This is a genomic window from Streptomyces sp. NPDC008139, assembly GCF_042957025.1.
In the GTDB taxonomy this organism is placed as follows: Bacteria; Actinomycetota; Actinomycetes; order Streptomycetales; family Streptomycetaceae; genus Actinacidiphila.
Genome location: NZ_JBIBHM010000010.1, coordinates 145,615 through 164,350, shown reverse-complemented (window position 1 = coordinate 164,350; position 18,736 = coordinate 145,615). Strand labels below are relative to the sequence as shown.

The 18,736-nt window shown below is 70.1% G+C and carries 14 protein-coding genes; 4 read left to right on the top strand and 10 right to left on the bottom strand.

The genetic code is table 11. From position 1 onward, the window contains the following. Positions 1-10 precede the first annotated feature (10 nt). Positions 11-781 carry a PIG-L family deacetylase gene (locus ACFZBB_RS22575; protein WP_391125133.1) on the bottom strand — a complete coding sequence of 257 codons (771 nt, stop codon included), beginning with the start codon at positions 779-781 and terminating at the stop codon, positions 11-13. Beyond that, the gene (locus ACFZBB_RS22570; protein ID WP_391125130.1) at positions 778-1,845 is read right to left on the bottom strand and encodes an acyl-CoA dehydrogenase; all 1,068 of its coding nucleotides are present in this window, start codon (positions 1,843-1,845) and stop codon (positions 778-780) included. Before ACFZBB_RS22570 ends, ACFZBB_RS22575 begins: the two co-directional genes overlap by 4 nt. A gap of 227 nt (positions 1,846-2,072) precedes the next feature. Between ACFZBB_RS22570 and ACFZBB_RS22565 the strand changes: the two genes are divergently transcribed. Further along, complete coding sequence (locus ACFZBB_RS22565; protein WP_391125128.1) at positions 2,073-2,201, top strand: LPFR motif small protein; 129 nt, start codon at positions 2,073-2,075, stop codon at positions 2,199-2,201. 328 nt (positions 2,202-2,529) lie between these two features. Here the strand turns inward: ACFZBB_RS22565 and ACFZBB_RS22560 are convergent, their stop codons facing one another. Next, positions 2,530-5,823, bottom strand: a complete 3,294-nt coding sequence (locus ACFZBB_RS22560; RefSeq protein ID WP_391125125.1) for an FUSC family protein — start codon at positions 5,821-5,823, stop codon at positions 2,530-2,532. 905 nt (positions 5,824-6,728) lie between these two features. Between ACFZBB_RS22560 and ACFZBB_RS22555 the strand changes: the two genes are divergently transcribed. Then, positions 6,729-7,607 (top strand): SDR family NAD(P)-dependent oxidoreductase, encoded by an 879-nt coding sequence (locus tag ACFZBB_RS22555; RefSeq protein WP_391125122.1) that lies wholly within the window; start codon positions 6,729-6,731, stop codon positions 7,605-7,607. Between the two features lie 288 nt (positions 7,608-7,895). Further along, positions 7,896-8,528 carry an NAD(P)-binding domain-containing protein gene (locus ACFZBB_RS22550; protein WP_391125119.1) on the top strand — a complete coding sequence of 211 codons (633 nt, stop codon included), beginning with the start codon at positions 7,896-7,898 and terminating at the stop codon, positions 8,526-8,528. A 63-nt stretch (positions 8,529-8,591) separates the two neighbouring features. Here the strand turns inward: ACFZBB_RS22550 and ACFZBB_RS22545 are convergent, their stop codons facing one another. Next, on the bottom strand, positions 8,592-9,545 hold the full coding sequence (locus ACFZBB_RS22545) for a DUF5996 family protein (protein WP_391125116.1): 954 nt from the start codon (positions 9,543-9,545) through the stop codon (positions 8,592-8,594). Positions 9,546-9,945: 400 nt separating this feature from the next. On the opposite strand from ACFZBB_RS22545, the gene ACFZBB_RS22540 reads away from it, so the two are divergent. Continuing rightward, entirely contained in the window at positions 9,946-11,244 is a 1,299-nt protein-coding gene (locus ACFZBB_RS22540) for an amidohydrolase (protein WP_391125113.1), read from the top strand. 11 nt (positions 11,245-11,255) lie between these two features. On the opposite strand, the gene uvrA is transcribed toward ACFZBB_RS22540, so the two are convergent. The 6 genes from uvrA to ACFZBB_RS22510 all read right to left on the bottom strand — a co-directional run bounded on the left by uvrA (position 11,256) and on the right by ACFZBB_RS22510 (position 18,720). Continuing rightward, positions 11,256-13,742 carry an excinuclease ABC subunit UvrA gene (uvrA, locus tag ACFZBB_RS22535; RefSeq protein ID WP_391125110.1) on the bottom strand — a complete coding sequence of 829 codons (2,487 nt, stop codon included), beginning with the start codon at positions 13,740-13,742 and terminating at the stop codon, positions 11,256-11,258. 210 nt (positions 13,743-13,952) lie between these two features. Continuing rightward, positions 13,953-15,467, bottom strand: coding sequence for an endo-1,4-beta-xylanase (locus tag ACFZBB_RS22530; RefSeq protein ID WP_391125107.1), 1,515 nt, complete (start codon positions 15,465-15,467; stop codon positions 13,953-13,955). A 709-nt stretch (positions 15,468-16,176) separates the two neighbouring features. Continuing rightward, the gene (locus ACFZBB_RS22525; protein ID WP_391125104.1) at positions 16,177-16,950 is read right to left on the bottom strand and encodes a universal stress protein; all 774 of its coding nucleotides are present in this window, start codon (positions 16,948-16,950) and stop codon (positions 16,177-16,179) included. Next, complete coding sequence (locus ACFZBB_RS22520) at positions 16,911-17,327, bottom strand: amino acid permease (protein ID WP_391125648.1); 417 nt, start codon at positions 17,325-17,327, stop codon at positions 16,911-16,913. The genes ACFZBB_RS22525 and ACFZBB_RS22520 overlap by 40 nt, the downstream gene beginning before the upstream one ends. 5 nt (positions 17,328-17,332) lie before the next feature. Next, positions 17,333-17,752 carry an amino acid permease gene (locus tag ACFZBB_RS22515; RefSeq protein WP_391125101.1) on the bottom strand — a complete coding sequence of 140 codons (420 nt, stop codon included), beginning with the start codon at positions 17,750-17,752 and terminating at the stop codon, positions 17,333-17,335. 110 nt (positions 17,753-17,862) lie between these two features. After that, positions 17,863-18,720 carry an SPFH domain-containing protein gene (locus tag ACFZBB_RS22510; RefSeq protein ID WP_391125098.1) on the bottom strand — a complete coding sequence of 286 codons (858 nt, stop codon included), beginning with the start codon at positions 18,718-18,720 and terminating at the stop codon, positions 17,863-17,865. Positions 18,721-18,736: the final 16 nt, after the last annotated feature.

The following is an 18,736-nucleotide window of genomic DNA, read 5'->3' as shown; positions in this document are numbered from 1 at the left end:
CTCGTCCGGCTCACTGGAACATCACCTCGTGCGCGCGGAGGTGGTGGGCCACCTCGTCGGGCGGCAGGACCGCGGCGTCCTCCGGCGCGGGGCCGATGGGCTCGACCTGGGTGGCGAAACGGGCGACGGCAGCGCGCTTGCGGGCCTGGACGTCCGCGGGCAGGGTGACCCGGTGCGCGGAGGGCCACGGGACACGCGGGTCGCCGGGACGGGCCCAGTGCCACATCCACACGGGATACATCAGGCAGGGCACGGACGCCTGCGCGGCGGCGGCGAGCGCGGCCCGTCCTGCGGCTTCATGGTCACCGTGCACGTCGCCGATCCACGGCGCGAGGCACAACGCGGCGCCCTCCAGCACCGGGACGAGTGCCTTGACGATCTCGTCCTCGTGGAAGGCCACCCGGGTGTCCGGCACTTGCAGCCGGACGACGTGGGCCGCGCGCGTGCCCAACGCCGCGAGGGCCTGGCGGAGTTCTTCGGCGCGCAGCTGTGTCAGCTGCCGGGGCGTGACGGCTTTGCTGTCGGCGTGCGACTGTTCCCCGTCGGTGACGGAGACCACGGTGAGGGCGGTCCCCGCGTCCGCCAGCATCGCCATCGTCCCGCCGGCGCCCAGCACTTCGTCATCGGGATGCGCGGCCACCACGACCACCCTGCCCGCCTCGGGCAGCCGCAGCTCGGGAAGTGCGCGCCAGCCGTCCCAGTCCCGCCAGAGCGCCTCGTCGGTGCCCGGCGCCTGGATGGGGTTGGCGTATGCGGGGGACGGGCCTGGTTGCTCGCTCACGACGGCTCCTTGCGGGCGGCGAGGCCGCCCAGTTCGGCGAGGTTGCGCTCGGCGTGGTGTTGGCGGATGTACACGGTCAGGTCAGCGGTGTTCCGGGCGTGGCGTTCGTCATGGCACAGCGGACCGGCGCCGGTGGCCCGTCCCACGTGGGTGAGGACGTCCGCGCACACGGACTCGACGAACGCGCGGGTGCGCAGGCTTCGCATCCGCGCGGTGCCGCCGATATCGGACGGATCGCCGTCGATCTCCTCTGCGGCCTGCTTCAGTACGGCCGCCGCGGCATGGAGCAGCATGTCGACCGCGCCCATATGCGCGTCGGTGTGCGGGTCGGGGCCGCGATCGGCGGCGGCGCGCAGCAGAACGTCGGCGACGGCGCGGGCCCCGCCGTACCAGCAGGCGGCCACGCCGATACCGCCGTGCTGGAACCCCGGCCGCTTCAGATAGCCGCCGACGTCGCCGACCGGCACACCGGGCACATGGTCGAAGCGCACGTCAGGGGTGTCGCTCCCGGCCATCCCGACGGCCTGCCAGGTGCCCGGCACCGGGCGGCACCCGTCGGCCACCCCCGTCCGTACCGCGAACAGCCGCTTTCCCCGCTCCGTCGCCGCGGTGACCAGGGCGTGGGTGCAGCTGTGGGCTCCCGAGCAGTACTGCTTGAGCCCGGTCAGCACCCAGCCGTCGCGGTCACGGGTGGCGTGCAGTCCTTCGCCCGGCGGTTCGGCCGCCCACACGCCCCACCGCTCTCCCGGCCGGGGCGGCGGCGCGTCCAGTTCGGCCAGGATCGCCGCCGCGTCCACGTGTCCTTCGAAGAGCCGGGCCGCGCACAGATCCCGCTCGGCCACCGAGGTGAGGACGCCGAAGCGCTCCGCCGTACGACCCGAGCCCGGCAACGGGCAGTCCAGCGCTCCCGACGCCAGAGCGGCCACCAGTTCCGCGAACCGCTCCGCCGACTCCCGGGCCGCCGCCGCGACGGGGAGACCCGCCGCCGTGTCGTGGGCCGCCGGACCAGGAGCGGTCGCCGGTGGAGCGGTGGCGGGCCCGTCCTGCCGCGTGGTGCTCCGCATGTGTGGTGGCCTCCCTCGGTGACAACTCGTACGCACTCACAGCCTCACCTGGGACAGTGGCGTACGCATCCGGATGCCCCGCGGCCGCCGTTCTACACGGTCGCGCCGACAGTTCCCACGGGCACAAGCGGGGGAGCCCATGGGTGGCCGCTATCTGGGTAGGGGACCAGGTGAGGCTCCACACGCGGTGCCGGACAACCGCGCCGCGTACCGAAGGAGGGTGAGCCATGTTCAAGGCCATCGCAGATGTACTCGGGAAGATCGGCAGCGCTGTCGCCACGGTCGTGGCCCTGCCGTTCCGGGCCGTGGGCCGCCTGTTCGGCGGAGCGTCCGACACAGCCCACGGTCACCACTGACACTTCGGTCCGCCGCCCGCGTGCGCATCAAGCGCGTGCGGGGGCCTGCACCTCCTTCAAGAGTTCCTCCTGCTCGATCGCCGAACCGCGCTGCCAGCGCCGCGCGCCAGCGAGTCCACTGGCCGGTGGAGCGGACGGCCCGGCCTCCTACCTCGTCTTGCGCGTCGGCGACACCGGCCTCGGGCTGGTGGCCAAGGCGGACCCGTACGGCTAAGGCGCCGCGGGATCCTGCTCAGCATCAGCATCAGCATCAGCATCGGCATCGGCGACGTCGACGGGACACTCGCGTGCGTGGGGCGGCGGAGACCGTGACCGCCGTTGGAGTGCTTCACTCCTGCTGGGGGTCTGTTTCTGGTTCGCCGGGGGTGATGTCGGCGGTGAGGGTGGTGAGGATCTGGTTGATGCGTACGGTGTCGCGCACGAGGGGGTCCGCGTCGGCGGGGTCGTCCGTTCGGGGCAGGATCGCTGTCGGGTCATGGGTGTCGGCGGGTGGCCGGCCGCTGATGGCCTGGGCGAATGCGTGCACATTGTCGTCGGTGAGGCCGGCCAGCTTGTCCAGGGGCGCGGTGGTGGCTGGCATGGTGCGGGGGCTGGTGAGGTGCCGGGCGTAGTAGGCGAGTGCGGACATGGCGGTGAGTTGACGTTCGATGCCGTCGCGGTGCAGGGCGCCGGCGGCCTGGCGGAGTGGTGCGGCGGTCCGGTGGAGGCTGCGCAGATTCTGGTTCATGGTGTCGGTCTGGTGGTGGAGGGCGTGCTGGTCGGGTGTCTCGGTGAGCGCGGTCTGGGTGATGCCGCCGATGGTGTGCAGCAGGGCCAGCAGGTCGGCGGTGAGTCTTTCCCGGGTCCGGGTGGGCAGGAGGAACGTCGCGGTCACCAACCCGATGACGGCGCCGACGAGGGTTTCCGCGACCCGCAGTCCGATCGCCTGAGTGCTGAGCGTGCCGAGGTATTCGTAGAGCAGCGCGAGGAGCATGGTCATCCAGAAGACCATCTGGGTGTAGGAAATGGCCGCGGTGAACATGGCGGCGAAGAGGCACACCGCGACCAGGGGCAGCACCACGGCCGGGGCCGCACCGGTGAGCTGGGCGATGCCGAACCCCACGATCGCGCCGAGCAGGGTTCCGGCGATACGTTGCAGGCCCTTGACGATGGCGTGGCCGGAGGTGTCGGTGCCGCCGAAGACGACGAATGCGGCGATGGCCGCCCAGTATTGGCGAGCGGAGGAGAGGGCCGCGCCGGCCAGTAGGGCCAGACCGGTTGCCACGGCCGCCTGGATGGCCTGGCGCGTGGTGAGACTCCACCGGGGGCGGTCGGCCGGATTGGCGGGCGACGGCTCGGGGGCGGCGGCGGAGTCGGTGGTCACCTCCTCGCGGGTCGCGCTGGGGTCGGCCAACACGGCGGTCCGCAGGTCACCGGCGCGGGTGAAGGCCGCGAGCAGTTCCTCGACGGCGTCCTGGAGACGGCGGGCGTCCGTCGGCAGGCTCGATCGGGCGGACATCGGTGTGCCGCCGACGTCGGGGACACCGGTTCCCGACGCGCGCCCGGGCACACGGTGGCGGTGAGCGACCTTGCGCAGGTGTTGTTGTGTCTCGGTGAGCATGCCGGCCATGCGGGCCCGGATCACGATGGGCACCGCGGTGCCGGTCCGGGCGAAGCGTCCGGCCTGCTGGGCGAGGTGTCCGGCGGCGAGTTCGACGTCGAACAGCCGCAGCCGCAGTTCGCCGGGCTGCCGCGCCGCATCGACGGTCTCGGCGACGCGCAACTGGCCCTCCAGGAATCTCCCGCACCTGTGCAGCTGGCGAAGGCGGGTGGCTACCTGGCGGGTGATGTCGGGATCCCAGCGGGCTGCCGACACCGCGTCGATGAGCGGGTCGAGCACGCCGAGCAACCGGGCCGAGAAGGCGTCCAGCCCGCGGCGCAGCACCCGTGCCGGACGCTCGGGGATCAGCACGAAGCGGGCGAGGCAGGCCCAGATCGTGCCGACCGCGGCGGACACGGCCAGCCACGGCAGTTGCGACAGGGACAGCCGCAGCAGCAGCGCGAAGTAGCACGCCATGAATCCCAGCTGCCCGAGCGCGGCGAAGCGGGCACCGAACCGGCGGACCCACACCCCGCAGAAGACGACGCCGACGAGCGCGCCGCCCGCTGCCATGGGTACCGGATCGGCGGCCGCGCCGATCGCGACGCCGGCCACTGCGGGCAGGACCATCAGGCTGGTGGTCAGTCGGCGCCCGCCGACGGTGGCGTCCCGCGCCATGGTCGCGGATTGCATCGCGACCATCCCGCCGAACATCGCCACCGGGAGCGCGGCGGCGTGGCCGACGCCGGTCAGCAGGCCGTACATGGTGGCGATGGCGGTGGCCACGGCGAGCAGGGCGCGGGCGCCGCCGGCCAGCCGGGTCAACCCGGGGTCGGGCACCGCCACCCGCAGATACGCGGCGGTGCGCAGCCGGTGCCGGAACGGCCGGGCCGCGTCGGTGTGGCCGGGCCGCGGCGGTGCTTTCTCACGCCGGGCCGGTAGCAGGGGTTGGTAGTCCAGGTCGTGACCGACCGCGTCCGCCACCTGCTGTGCCCGGAACGCGAACGGCAGCCATTGCTGGTAGCGCTGGTAGGCGCGGTGCGCGTCCTCGGAACCGTCGAGGGCGGCGATTCCGGCCATCGTGCGGTCCACCCGCAGGAAGCGGCTCACCCAACGGTCCGCCGACCTGCCGTCGGGGTACGCGGCCGCGAACACGTCGAACTCCACGACCTCGGGCACGTCGGTGCTCCGCCAGCGCAGCTGATGGTGCAGGTAGTCGGCGAATCGGGTGAAGTGCAGCGTCAGCGGGGTGAGCAGCGGCTGCCGCGTGGCCGGATGGTCGGCAGGCAGGCCCCAGCGCAGTGCGGCGATGATGCCGCCGAGTCTGTCCAGCGCGTAGGGCAGTGAGAAGTGATCGCGTCCGCTCTGGAAGTAGTAGGCGACATGATGCAGGCGCAGGCCGTCGGTGTAGGAGGCGAAGCTGTCACGCAGGTCCTGCAGGCAGCCGTCGAGTCCGGTGGCCTGCCCTTGTGGGAAGTACGGGGCCAGGCCGGCGGCCGGGTCTTCTGCGTCGGATGTGTTGTACAGCTTCGACGACAGCGCCGACAGGTCACGTACCACCTGGTAGACGCCCAGCAGGAAGGTGAGGGCCAAGGTGACCAGGACCAGCCCGCTCAGCGTCTCCAGGACGGTCAGCGTGCGCAGTACGTCGGTCTCCGGCGTGACCTGGGAGGTGCCCACGGTGGCCAGCTGTGCGGCGGAGAGGTAGAGGGCGCTGAAAATGCCCGATCCCAGCCCCCGTCCGTCGTAGCTGAAGCCGTTGCCCGGGGTCAGGCCGTAGTAGATGAATCCGAACCCGAGCACGACGCACACCAGCCAGGTCAGCAGGCACACCGCGATCTGCAGCCCGGTGGCCTGCCGCAGCGCGGCGGGCCGCCACCGGCGCGGCATCCGGCGGGTGGCCTGCCGCATGACCCGCCACTGCAGGGCACACAGCGGGGTCGCGAGAAACCCGGCCTCGTCGTAGTTCAACGACGTCAGGAACAGGTCGACCAGCCCCACCCCGAGCACCACGATGCCCACCGCGATCCAGAACCCGGCCATTGCGCGACTCCCCGCGAGTCAGTCGCGGTAGGCCGACGCCCGGCGACGGGCCCAGCGTTCGCTCAAGGTACGGGCGGGGTGCGCGCAGTTCGGACGGGGCACTTGCGTGCCCTTCTCCGGCGCGGTCATCGTGTTCCGGCGTTGCTGGGGGCCAAGCTGTCCCAGTGGTGCGACACCGACCGCGGGTTGGCCTCCGGGGTCGTGACGTCTTCAGGATGCGGCGCGTGCAGCCGCCTGAGGGCGCTGGCGGCGTTCCTACCGGGAAGACGGCCCCCGTGAGTCGGATCGGTCAGTGGCAACACCGGCCCGCCGCCACGGAGCACTGTGTCGCCGAAGACTCCGCTCGGAGGTTTCCACAGCGCCGTCACTGAATTCACCATCACGTCCTCACTGATTTGCCCCGCATACCATTCCACGAGGCGACCGGATATTCCACTGACCCGGCCGATCGCGCAAAGGCGAAAATGGTCTGCCGCCGTCGGCTCGGTTGACGGCACCGCGCCACAAGAATGATTCCCCGCAGTACGCCGCACCGGGCCGGATGCGCTGTCACGATTGTCCGGGTGAGGCGCCCTGAAGATTTCAGGAGGGGACACCAAGGGGATTTCCCGTAAAGGGATCGGGAGAAAGTGGCACCACCGAGTGAGCGTATGCGGTCGTGCCCGGGACGGGCGGGGGCAGGGGGCGCGCGGGGGCTGCCTCGGCCACTGTCACCGGGCACGGCGCGGTCACTCGTTCGCACTGTGGCTGTGCGCGCCAGGTCCGGGGCCGAGCCTGATCGAGGACGGGTTCCGCAGGTGTGCGCCGCCCACGGCCGTCGTGCCGCGCTCGCCGGAGGGCGCTCACGGTACGAGACTGGGACCACCGCCGGACAAGTGGGCTCGGGCCCGAGATCAGGAGTGGCTATGACGGACCAGTCTTCGAGCGGGCACACCGGGCCGAGGATCGCGGTGGTGACCGGCGCGGCCAGGGGCATTGGCCGACAGGCGGCGCTTGCCCTCGCGCGCGAGGGCAATTGGGTCGCGGGAATCGACATCGCGGGGCCGGTCAGCCCGATCCTGGACTATCCTCCCGCGACCGCCCAGGATCTCGCGCTCACGGGCGACTTGGTGCGCCAGGCCGGCGGCAGGTGGCTCGCTGTCGAAGCCGACCAGCGTGACATCGGCGCGATCCACGCCGCCGCCAGCCAGATCGAGCACGAGTTCGGAGGCGTGGACATCGTCTTCGCCAACGCCGGGATCCAGGCGTTCAAGCCCCTTCTGGAGATGAACGACGCAGACTGGCACGATCAGATCGACGTGAATCTCAACGGCACCGCGAACATCCTGCGGGTCTTCGCGCCCCTGCTGGTGCGCCGTGGCGCGGGCCGGATCATCGTCACTTCTTCGACCCAGGGCCAGCACGGCACGTTGAACGGATCCGCCTACTCGGCCTCCAAATGGGCGCTCATCGGGCTGGTGAAGTCCGCCGCCCTCGAACTGGGGTCGCATGGAATTACTGTCAACGCTCTCATCCCCGGACTGATCGACACGCATCTGACCAGACACGAAGACCGCTACGCCCAAGCGATCAGCAATGCCGGGGGTCAACCGGACGAAGACCCCCACCGGGACGAGGCGACCGCCAAGGACCTGCTCACTACCAAGAGCCCGCTCGGGGTGCCGTGGATCGAACCCGCTGACGTCGCACCGGTCGTCGTCTTCCTCGCCTCGGAAGAAGCCCGGATGGTCAGCGGCGCCTCGTTCGCCGTCACCGCCGGCGACAGCGCGAGCATCACCGCCTGACCTCTCTCGGACTTCGCGAGGACGCAGCGCGGGAAGCTTGCCTCGGGTCACCGCTCCGGATGCGGGCATCCGTCGCCTCCCGCAGGATGGCAGAGTCGCTGACGTTCTCGGGAACCGTCCTGAACTGGCCTTTTCGGAGGGCGACGCCCCATGGCGGGACCGGAGCAGCGCGGCATTTCCTTGGCCGTGGCCGGTGCCGGCGGTGCCGGCCGCCGTGCGCCGACCGTATACCCCTCTCGGGGCGCTCGGTCCCGACCCCGCCGGCCTTGACGGAAGAAGGAGTCAGCCATGCAGATCACGATCGTCGGTGCGGGCAACATGGCCCGCGGCATCGCCACCCGCGCCCTCGCGGGCGGCCACCGGGTCCGTCTCGTGGACAGTAACCGGGCCAAGGCGGACGCCCTTGCCGCCGACCTCGGCGCGGACGCGAGCGGCGCGGACTTCGACGCGCTGGACGGCGCGGACATCACGGTGCTCGCCCTGCCGTTCGAGGCGGCGAAGACGGTGGCCCGTGAACACGCCCAGGCCCTCGCGGGCAAGGTCGTCGTGGACATCTGCAACCCCGTCGACTTCTCCACCTTCGACTCGCTCGTCACCCCGCCCGGCGTGGCCGCCGTGACCCTGGTCGCGGCCGAGGCGCCGCAGGCCCGCTTCGTCAAGGCGTTCAACACGACCTTCGCGACCACGCTGGTGGCCGGCGAAGTGGCCGGGCAGCCTCTGGACGTGTTCATCGCCACGGACGACGACGACGCGCGGGCTAACGTCACCGAATTCGTCACGAGCGGCGGCCTGCGCCCCATCGACGCCGGACCGCTGCGCCGCGCCCAGGAACTGGAGGCGTTCCAGTTCCTGCACATGACCCTGCAGGACCGGCTCGGACTGAAGTGGTCCAGCGCGATCAAGATCATTCCCGAATCCTGAGGTGTCCCCCTCGTGTCCGCCGCGAAGGGCTAGCCGGGCCCGCGTCGGCCGAGCCAGCTCGGTTCAGGGGCGCTGGACCCGGACGGCGTCCGGCCGCGTCCGGCTCATGTACCAGCCGTCGACGCGGGGCCCGATGAGCTCGGCCGGCCAGCCCGACAGCTCGACGGCGGCGTCGTAGACGGCGTCACCAAACGTCACGATGGCCTGGTGCGGGTCGGCCGTCTCCCCGAGCTTGTCCCACGGCAGGAGAACCAGACCGGCGTCGGGATTCCAGACCGCCCCGTCGACACCCCAGGGCCGGCCGTCGAGGCCGTCCGGCTGAGGCCAGATGTAGGCGTACATACCGGCGCTGGGCGCTGTGGCGTCCCCGAAGGAGAATCCCACCGCCACGTACTCCCGGAGCTGGGCGTTCTGCATGAACGCCGGACGGTCGGGCGGCGGCTCGGTGGGCTGCGCACGATGCCGCGTCGCGGACAGGTCGAAGCCGCCCCACATCACCCCCACCCGGGGGCGGTGCCCGAGGAAGGGCGCCTGCCACGTTTCGAGCCCGCCGGCGGCGAGGTTCAACGCTTGCCACATCAGCCGGGCGACGCCGGGATCCCAGGCCCGTTCGACGTGATCGTCCTCGAAGGTCGGCTCGCAATCCGGAATCTCGCAGATCAGCGAGGTACGCGGCGGGTGTATGCCCAGCTCGGCCGCCGCGTCGCGGAACGCGGTGTAGAACGCGGCGACTGATCCGTTCGACAAGGGCACCGTCCGCGAGCCCGCGTCGGCCTCGACGACCACGTCACCGTCGAGCAGGCGGTAGTGCACCGCGAAGGTCACTCCCCGCCGCCGGAACGTCGGCGTCCTGAGCCCGCGGGGAGTGATGTCGAGGACGACGTTTCCCCAGCCGACTTCGAAGGGCTCGTCCAGGGTGTACTTGCCCGCGATCTGCACCAGCCGGTTGACGTATCCGACCATGGACGCCATGTCCTCGTAGACCAGCGTCGGCCATCCACTGCGACGTTCGCTCACCGAGAGCCTCCCAGTACGTCGATGGGGTCGGCAGAAGGGATGCCGCGACATCGTGGATCGCGGGGGCTCGGGCACCGCGGCGCGATCGCAGGGCCATTTTCGCACGCAGGTCGTGGCCCCGCCCGCTCGATCACGGCCCTTCCCGCCCGCTCACGGGCTGATCGACGCCGAGCCGACGAGTGCGTATACGGCCGTCCGCGCGTCGTGGTGCGCCCGCGGAAGGCGGAAGGCGGCAGGTGTGGGTACGCGAGCGGCGGGCGGCTCCGGCTCACCCGGCAGCGGTGATCACGAATGCCAGGTCAGGCAGCACGGCAGGGACCGGGTTAACGTCGGGTCATCGAGCTGGTCAACCACCAGGTCGACCATCCGGGCAACCCCCATCGGCAAGGAGCTGGCGGCTGTGGCGATCGACGATTCCACCGGTACGGCGGCTCCCGCGGACGTCGTCCTGGCCGGACTGCCGGAAATCCGTTCCGAGCTGGAGGACGCCTACCGGGACCTGCACGCCCATCCCGAGCTGGGCCACCAGGAGCACAGGACCGCGGCCCGGGTGGCCGAGTGCCTGACCGAGTGGGGCTACAGGGTGCACGCGGGTGTCGGCGGCACCGGCGTGGTCGGTGTACTCGCCAACGGCGACGGGCCGGTCGTCCTGCTGCGGGCCGACATGGACGCGCTGCCGGTCCGGGAGGACACCGGTCTTCCGTACGCCAGCACGGCCACCGCCACGGACGCGTCCGGCCGGGACGTACCCGTGGCCCACGCCTGCGGCCACGACATGCACGTCACCTGTCTGCTGGGCGCGGCCAGGCTGATGGCGGCCTCCCCGACGTCGTGGCAGGGCACGCTCGTCGCCCTGTTCCAGCCCGCGGAAGAACCCGGGGACGGCGCCGACCGCATGCTCGCCGACGGTCTCGCCGACCGCGTCCCCCGCCCGGACGTGGCGTTCGCCCAGCACGTACTGCCCTATCCCGCCGGGACTCTGGGCACCCGCTCCGGGTCGTTCCTCTCGGCGGCGGACAATCTGAAGATCACCGTCCACGGCAGGGGCGCCCACGGCTCCGCTCCCCAGGCCGCGATCGACCCGGTGGTCATGGCATCGATGATCGTGGTCCGCCTTCAGACGATCGTCTCCCGAGAGCTGGCCGCGACCGAGCCCGCCGTGCTGACCGTGGGTTCCGTCCACGCTGGTACGACCGGCAACGTGATCCCGGACACGGCCGAGATCCAGCTCAACGTGCGCACCTACGACGAAGACACCCGTGAAGCCGTCCTGGCCGCCGTGCGGCGCATCGTCAAAGCCGAGTGCGACGCCTCCCGCGCGACCCGGGACCCGCAGTACGAAGAGGGCGGCCGTTTCCCGCCGACCATCAACGACGAGGCCGTCACCGCGGAAGTCTCCGCCGCCTTCACCGCCTACTTCGGCGAGCGGGCCCGTACCAGCGCGTTGCAGAGCGCCAGCGAGGACTTCAGCCGCATCCCGGACGCCTTCGGCACCCCGTACACCTACTGGGGCATCGGATGCACCGACCCCGACGCCTACCGTGCGGCCGAGCTGCGCGGCACCGTCGCCCAGGACATCCCCGTCAACCACAGCGCCCGCTTCGCCCCGGTCCTCCAGCCCACCTTGGACACCGGCGTGCAAGCCCTGGTCGTCGCCTCCCTGACCCGGCTCGCACGCCCCGACGAGCGACGCGGCTGAAGCGCCGGTGGTCAGCGCTTCGCGCCGGCGTCAGGGGCCGCGAGCCGGGCCGCGAGGTAGGGCGCGGTGGCGCTGCGGCGGGCCTTCGCCACCTTGTCCGGCGGGCCCGCCGCGACCACCTGCCCGCCCGCGTCGCCGCCGCCCGGTCCGAGGTCGATGACCCAGTCGGCGGTGGCGATCGTGTCGAGGTCGTGTTCGACGAGGACGACCGTGTTGCCGGCGTCAACGAGCCGGTGCAGCTGTCGTAGCAGCAGCGCGATGTCCGAGGGGTGCAGCCCCGCCGTCGGCTCGTCGAGCAGGTAGAGCGCGTGCCCGCGGCGGGCCCGCTGCAATTCGGTGGCCAGCTTGATGCGTTGCGCCTCACCACCGCTGAGTTCCGTCGCGGGCTGCCCCAGTCGCAGGTACCCGAGTCCCACCTCGCGCAACGTCTCCAGACTGCGGGAGGCGGCCGGGACGGCGGACAGGAACCCGGCGGCGTCGTCGACGGACATTCCCAGCACTTGCGCGATGTTCTTGCCCCGGTAGGTGACTTCCAGCGTCTCGGCGTTGTAGCGGGCGCCCCGGCAGGTCGGGCATGGCGCGTAGGTGCCGGGCAGGAACAGCAGTTCCACCGCGACGAATCCTTCGCCCTGGCAGGTCTCGCACCGCCCTTCGGGCACGTTGAAGGAGAACCGCCCGGCCGAGTAACCGCGCGCCCTGGCCTCGTCCGTCCCCGCGTACAGCCTGCGCACCGCGTCGAACATCCCCGTGTACGTGGCCAGGTTGGACCGGGGAGTCCGGCCGATGGGCCGCTGGTCGACCCGGACCAGCCGGTCGAACGACTCGACCCCCGACGCGTCCTGGACGTCGACCTCCAGCTCCGCCTCGTCGGGCTCCTCGGGTACGAGCCCGAGGTGGCCGCGGACGACCTCGGCGAGCACCTGCGTCACCAGCGTCGACTTCCCGGAACCGGACACGCCCGTCACCGCCGTCAGCACGCACAGCGGTACGTCGACCGACACATCGCGCAGATTGTGGCGTGAGACGCCGCTCAGGCGCAGCCAGCCGTGCGGTGTGCGCGGGCGGTGTTCGAGCGGCTGGGCGCGTCCGAACAGGTACTGGCTGGTGGCCGACTCCGTGACCCGCTCAAGACCGGCGACCGGGCCGCTGTACAGCACGCGTCCGCCGCCCTCGCCCGCGCCGGGGCCGATGTCGACCACCCAGTCCGCCCGTCGCACGACGTCCATGTCGTGCTCCACGACGAACAGCGAATTGCCCGCCGCCTTGAGGCGGTCCAGCACGTCCAGCAGCGGTTCCGCGTCGGCCGGGTGCAGCCCCGCGGAGGGTTCGTCGAGGACGTAGACGACGCCGAACAGCCCCGAGCGCAGTTGGGTGGCGATCCGCAGGCGCTGCGCCTCGCCGGGCGACAGGGTCGTCGAACGGCGCCCGAGGCTGAGATATCCCAGGCCCAGGTCGAGCAGTACGTCGATCCGCGCGACCAGGTCGCCGCAGATCCGGACCGCGACCTCGGTCGTCTCCCCGGACCGGGCGGTCGACGTGCTGGCGTCGGCCTCGGACCGCCCCGCGACGGGCCGCAGCAGCGTCACGACCTCGGTGAGCGGCATCGCGTTGATCTCGGCGATGGAACGTCCGGCGAAGGTCACCGCGAGTGCCTCGGGCCGCAGCCCGCTGCCATGGCACTCCGGGCAGGGCACACTCCTGACGAACCGGAGCGCCCGTTCGCGCATCTTGTCGCTCTTGGAGTCGGCGAGGACGTGCATGACGTGCTTGCGGGCGCTCCAGAACGTGCCCTGATAGCCGTAGTCGACGCGGTCCTCCTGCGGCTGGATGTACACGGAGGGCTGCTCGTCCGTGTACAGCAGCCAGTCCCGGTCCTTCTTCCTGAGCCTGCGCCACGGTCGGTCGATGTCGATCCCCAGGCCGCTCACGACACTGCGCAGGTTGGCGCCCTGCCAGGCGCCCGGCCAGGCGGCGATCGCCCCCTCGCGGATGCTCAGCGAGGGATCCGGGACCAGCAGGTCCTCGGCGACGTCGTGCACGACGCCCAGTCCGTGGCACTGCGGGCAGGCGCCTGCCGCGGTGTTGGGTGAGAACGACTCGGCCTCCAGCCGTGCGGCCCCCGGCGGGTAGGTGCCGGCGCGGGAGTACAGCATGCGCAGCAGATTGGACAGCGTCGTGATGGTGCCGACCGTCGAGCGCGAACTGGGCGAGCCGCGTCGCTGCTGCAGGGCGACGGCCGGTGGCAGTCCGGTGATTTCCTGCACATGCGGAGCGCCGACCTGCTGCAACAGCCTTCGGGCGTACGGTGCCACGGACTCGAAGTAGCGCCTCTGGGCCTCCGCGTAGAGGGTGCCGAACGCGAGCGAGGACTTGCCCGAACCTGAGACGCCGGTGAAGGCGACCATCGCGTCCCGCGGAACGTCGACATCGATGTTCCGCAGATTGTTCTCACTGGCGCCCCGGACATGCACGAAGGGGTCGGTCGCGTCCTTGTCCACCGTTCCTGACTACCTGATCGCGCCCGGATCCGCGCGACAGGCGCCGCCACCGGGTCTAGGGCGTGTCCGGCGGATCACGAATGGCCCCTTCGGCGACCGCGCTCTGGGCACCGCGCGGGCCCCGGTCTCTCCACACGACGGGACGTCTTCCGGCGCGGCCCCGCGGCACCGGAAGACGTCCCTCACCTCATCGGATGAAGTGGGGCGCGGTCAGTTGCCGGCCCATGTCCATTTCTGGTTGCTGCCGCCGGAGCAGGAGTACATCTGGATCTGGGTGCCGTTGGCGGTCCCGGTGCCGACCGCGTCCAGGCAGAGTCCCGACTGAGTGCTGGCGATGGAGCCGTCGGAGTTCAGGCGCCACTTCTGGTTGGCACCGCCCCAGCAGGAGTAGATCTGCGCCTTCACGCCGTTGCTGGTGCCTGCCGCGTCCAGGCACTTGCCGAGGGATTTGAGTTCGCCGTCCGACGTCAAGGTCCACTTCTGGTTGCTGCCGCCGCTGCAGTCCCACAACTGGACCTGCGTGCCGTCGGTCGTCGTGGAGTTGGGCACATCCAGGCACCGCCCCGAACCCGTCCCCTTGATCTGACCGTTGCCCCCGCCGCCCGGCGGGGTCGTGGGAGGAGTGGTCGGGGGCGTGGTGGGAGGAGTGGTGGGGGGCGTGGTCGTGCCACCGCCGGCCGCGTTGAGAGCGTTCAGGACGGCTGTGTACGCGGCCTTCTTGTTGCCGCTGTTGTCGAACAGCAACGGCGTGTCCTGGCTGCGCCACGAGTCGCTGTCCCGGACGCCCCATACCGTCATGCCGAGGCATCGCGAGACTGCCAGGCAGTCGTTGGTGATGCTGGCGTACGTGGTCGGCGACGCGCCCTGGACGTCCAGCTCGGTGATGGCCACGTCGACGCCGAGAGCGGCGAAGCTCTGGAGAGTGGTACGGAAGTTGCTGTTGTACGGGCTGCCGCTGTTGAAGTGGGACTGGAAGCCGACGCAGTCGATCGGAACGCCGCGGGCCTTGAAGTCCTTGACCATGTTGTAGACGCCCTGTGTCTTGGCGTCGTTCCAGTTCTCGATGTTGTAGTCGTTGTAACAGAGCTTCACGTTCGGATCGGCCGCCCGCGCCGTCCGGAAGGCGACCTCGATCCAGTCGTTGCCGGTGCGCTGGAGGTTGGAGTCGCGACGTCCACCGGAACCGCCGTCGGCGAACGCCTCGTTCACCACGTCCCACTGGGCGAGTTTGCCCTTGTAGTGACCTACCACGCCGTTGATGTGGTTGATCATCGCCTGGCGCAGCGCGCTGCCGCTGAGGGACTGCATCCAACCCGGCTGCTGGCTGTGCCAGGCCAAGGTGTGGCCGCGTACCTGCTTGCCGTGTTGTACGGCCCAGTTGTAGACCTGATCGCCGCCGTTGAAGTTGAACTGGCCCTGCTGGGGCTCGGTTGCGTCGATCTTCATCTCGTTCTCGGCCGTCACCATGTTGAACTCGCGGTCGGCGATCGTCGTATAGGCCGAGTCGCCGAGCTTGCCCGAGGAAATGGCGGTGCCGAAGTACCGCCCGCTCTGCGCGGCTGCCGCGCCGAGGGACGTCGCGGCGGCGCCCGAGGGAGCCGCCGCCACCAGGACCGCTGTGGCGGCCACGACCGAGCCGGTCGCGACGGCGACGAGGGCCCGATGGACACGGCTGAGCCGTCGTCGGGTGCCGGGCGGGGGTGGGGGTATGGCCTTTGTGCTCATCGCAGAGCCTCCGTAACCGATTCACAGAACGTGGGGGGACACGCGGGACGCGCCCGCGGTTTTCGACGTCGCGCCCGATTGCCGGGAGTGCGCACCACCGCGACGTCGTAGGCGTTGACCGTTCCGGCTCCACCGAGCCGGCAGGGCCGTCGCCTCGGGGACTCAGTCTGGAAACGCCCGCGAAACGTGTCAACACTTTCGGAGATGTTTCGGAAACTCTGGCTGGTCCAGGTGATAAGAAAACGGCTTCGGAGCACGTCCAAGGCATCGAAAGTTTCGATCTCATTGGGTTGTGGCGATGTCGATCCCGGCAGAGTCCGGTTCGTTGCGCCGCTTGTTAGCGCTCACAGCTCTTCCCTAAAACGGTGCCCGCGCCCGGCAGGAGACTGCCCAGCGACTACGCCCACCGGGCCCCGGCGGGGGCGCCCCGCTCATCCGCCGCCCGTGCTGCACCCCCGCTCCCGAGATTTGCACGAGCGTTTCGAACTCCGCCGCCGGCTCACCGGCGTCGCCGCACTTCAGCGCCTGCGAGGGATCGCGACAACTGTCCCCCGGCGCGAGGCGGCGCGGCGGTCGGCTGAGCCGTGACACGCGATGTCAATGCGAGAACCGGGCAGCGGTCACACTACGGCGAAGCCTTACCGAGAGGGTGTCGGGGAATCCGAGGGTGTGCGGTTGATCGAGGCGAGATCACATACTTCCTGCGAGGTCATTCGTCGGCCGGGACGCCGTCCGCGACCGGCTGCGGAACGACCACAACGGGGCAGGATGCGTGCTGGACGCAGTGCTGGCTGACGGAACCGAGCAGGACGCCGGCGAAGGTGCCGTGTCCCCGGGTTCCCACCACCAGCAGCCGGGCGTCGCGTGCGGCGTCAGTGAGGACTTGCGCCGGATGCCCCTCCACCGAGCGGGTTGCCACCTGGACCATGCTGCGGGTCTGGTTCTTCACGACGCGCGCGACGGTTTCTTCCAGGCATTTCTCGGCCGAAGCGGCGAAGTTTCCGCCGTCAGGCATGGACGGCAGGTAGCCCCAGGAGTATCCGTACATACTGGGGTATTGCCACGCGGCGACCGCCGAGAGCGGCGCCCCCACCTGTCGGGCATACTCCATCGCCCAGCGCAGCGCGGCCTCGGACCCGGCGGAGCCGTCCACTCCCACGACAATCCGGTCGGTCTGGTCCACGGGCAGATCTTTCATGGGAACTCCTGCTGATCGTTTGTGTTCGGATCTCAAGTTCGAATTGTGCGGGTCATGCCCTTTGTCCAGTCTCACCCGACAGGCGGTGAGTTTGGGGTCCATGGAGCCGTCAGGGACGGATGTTCGACTCAGATCGGCCACATTGATCCGCCTGCGCGGCATCGCCTGGGGTGTGCCGAAATGTTCCATCACGCCCGGCGCGTCCGTGAGGACGAGCAGCCGGTCGGCGTTCACTTTGATGGCGATCAGCGCTGCGGTGAAGTCCTTGTCGACGACGGCCTCCACGCCGTGGATCCGTCCGGCACCGTGCCGAACACGGTGACCGTGCCCAGGATGTACACCACGGCGCAGCCGATGGTGCCCAGCACCGTGGCCCGTCCGACATTGCGCCGTGGGTCACGTACGCGGCCGGCCACCACCGAAGCGGTCTCGATGCCGATGTAACTGAACAGCGCGATGGCCGCCGCGGCCGAGATCGCCGCGGTCGCCGACGTGCCGGTGGGGTTGAGCGGCCCGAAGTTGTGCGCCTTGATGAACACCAGCCCGACGGTGGCCATGAACAGCAGGGGAATGAACTTCAGCACGGTCGTGATGTTCTGGGTGATGGCGATGTTCCGCACCCCGGAGAGATTGGCGACCGCGGGTATCCACAGACCCACCATCGCGATCACGACGGACCGGAGCTTGGCTGCCCGGCGTTCCAGAGGACCTCGACGTATCCGACCCACGCGACGACGATCGCGGCGTTGCCGGCCCAGGCGGTGATCCAGCAGGACCACGCGTTGAGGAAACCGCCGAAGTCCCCGAAGGCGTCTCTGGTGTAGACATACGGGCCGCCGGAACCCGGCACTCTCTTCGACAGCGACCCGAACGTGAACGCCAGCGCCAGAGCGCCTACGGTGACCAGGACGAACGCGATCAGACTGATCGGGCGGTGCGGCGCCAAGGCACTCGGCAACGCGAAGACTCCCGTGCCGATCACCGATCCGATGACCAGTGCGGTGGCCGTCGGCAGTCCGAAACTGCCGCTGCTTCGCCGTCCTCTGCGTACTCGTCGGGTGCGACTTTTCTCCGGACGCTTCACCATGCACCTGCGTACTCAACTGAGTTCCTCCTCGCCTCTGTTCACGACGGCCCACGCTGGGGGCTCAGCAGCGGCAGTCCGGCGGTCCACGTCGGGCTGCCGCTACCGGTCGATCACGCCGGTGCGTTGGCGTTGGAGCCGTTCAGTACGGGGGCGGGGACGGTCTTCACCGTGCCGGTCGGCGGTACGGGGGCTGCGGCGGCTGCCGTCTCACGGGCGAGGAAGGATCCGAGCTCGCCGATGGTGCTCATGAGGGGGGCGGGGAAGACGACGGTCGTGTTCTTGTCCACGCCTATCTCGACCAGGCTCTGCAGGTTGCGGAGCTGGAGCGCCAGCGGGTGGTCCATCATGATGTCCGAGGCGTCGCCGAGTGCGGCGGCGGCCATCGATTCGCCTTCCGCGTTGATGATCTTCGCTCGCTTCTCACGCTCGGCTTCCGCCTGGCGGGCCATCGCGCGCTTCATGCTGTCAGGCGGTTGGATGTCCTTGAGTTCGACCAGAGTGACCTCCACGCCCCATTCGGTGGTCGTCACATCGAGGATCTCGCGGATGTCCAGATTGATCCGATCCGTTTCCGACAGCGTCTGGTCGAGGGTGTTCTGGCCGACGACCTTGCGCAAGGTCGTCTGCGCTATCTGATTGATCGCCGTGTTCACGTTCTCTATCGCGATCACCGATTTCACGGCGTCCGCCACTCGGAAATAGGCGACGGCCGACACATCGACGCTCACATTGTCCCGGGTGATGATGCCCTGGGACTGGATGGGCATGGTGACGGTTCGCAGCGACACCCGGTGCAGGACATCGACGAACGGAACGATGAACCGCAGCCCCGGAGGACGAGCGCCGACCAGCCGCCCGAACCGGAACAGAACTCCCTGCTCGTACTGCTTGATCACCTTGACCGCCATGGCGATGGCCACGATGGCCAGGATGACCACGATGACGAGAAGGAAAATCAGAAGTGCCATTGCGTTGCTCCTCAGA

Excerpts from the sequence above, each read along its gene's own strand:
- ACFZBB_RS22530 (WP_391125107.1), bottom strand. The coding sequence starts at position 15,467 with ATGAGCACAAAGGCCATACCCCCACCCCCGCCCGGCACCCGACGACGG.
- ACFZBB_RS22560 (WP_391125125.1), bottom strand. The coding sequence starts at position 5,823 with ATGGCCGGGTTCTGGATCGCGGTGGGCATCGTGGTGCTCGGGGTGGGG.
- ACFZBB_RS22550 (WP_391125119.1), top strand. The coding sequence starts at position 7,896 with ATGCAGATCACGATCGTCGGTGCGGGCAACATGGCCCGCGGCATCGCC.
- ACFZBB_RS22570 (WP_391125130.1), bottom strand. The coding sequence starts at position 1,845 with ATGCGGAGCACCACGCGGCAGGACGGGCCCGCCACCGCTCCACCGGCG.
- ACFZBB_RS22555 (WP_391125122.1), top strand. The coding sequence starts at position 6,729 with ATGACGGACCAGTCTTCGAGCGGGCACACCGGGCCGAGGATCGCGGTG.
- ACFZBB_RS22565 (WP_391125128.1), top strand. The coding sequence starts at position 2,073 with ATGTTCAAGGCCATCGCAGATGTACTCGGGAAGATCGGCAGCGCTGTC.
- ACFZBB_RS22515 (WP_391125101.1), bottom strand. The coding sequence starts at position 17,752 with ATGGTGAAGCGTCCGGAGAAAAGTCGCACCCGACGAGTACGCAGAGGA.
- ACFZBB_RS22510 (WP_391125098.1), bottom strand. The coding sequence starts at position 18,720 with ATGGCACTTCTGATTTTCCTTCTCGTCATCGTGGTCATCCTGGCCATC.
- ACFZBB_RS22520 (WP_391125648.1), bottom strand. The coding sequence starts at position 17,327 with ATGGTGGGTCTGTGGATACCCGCGGTCGCCAATCTCTCCGGGGTGCGG.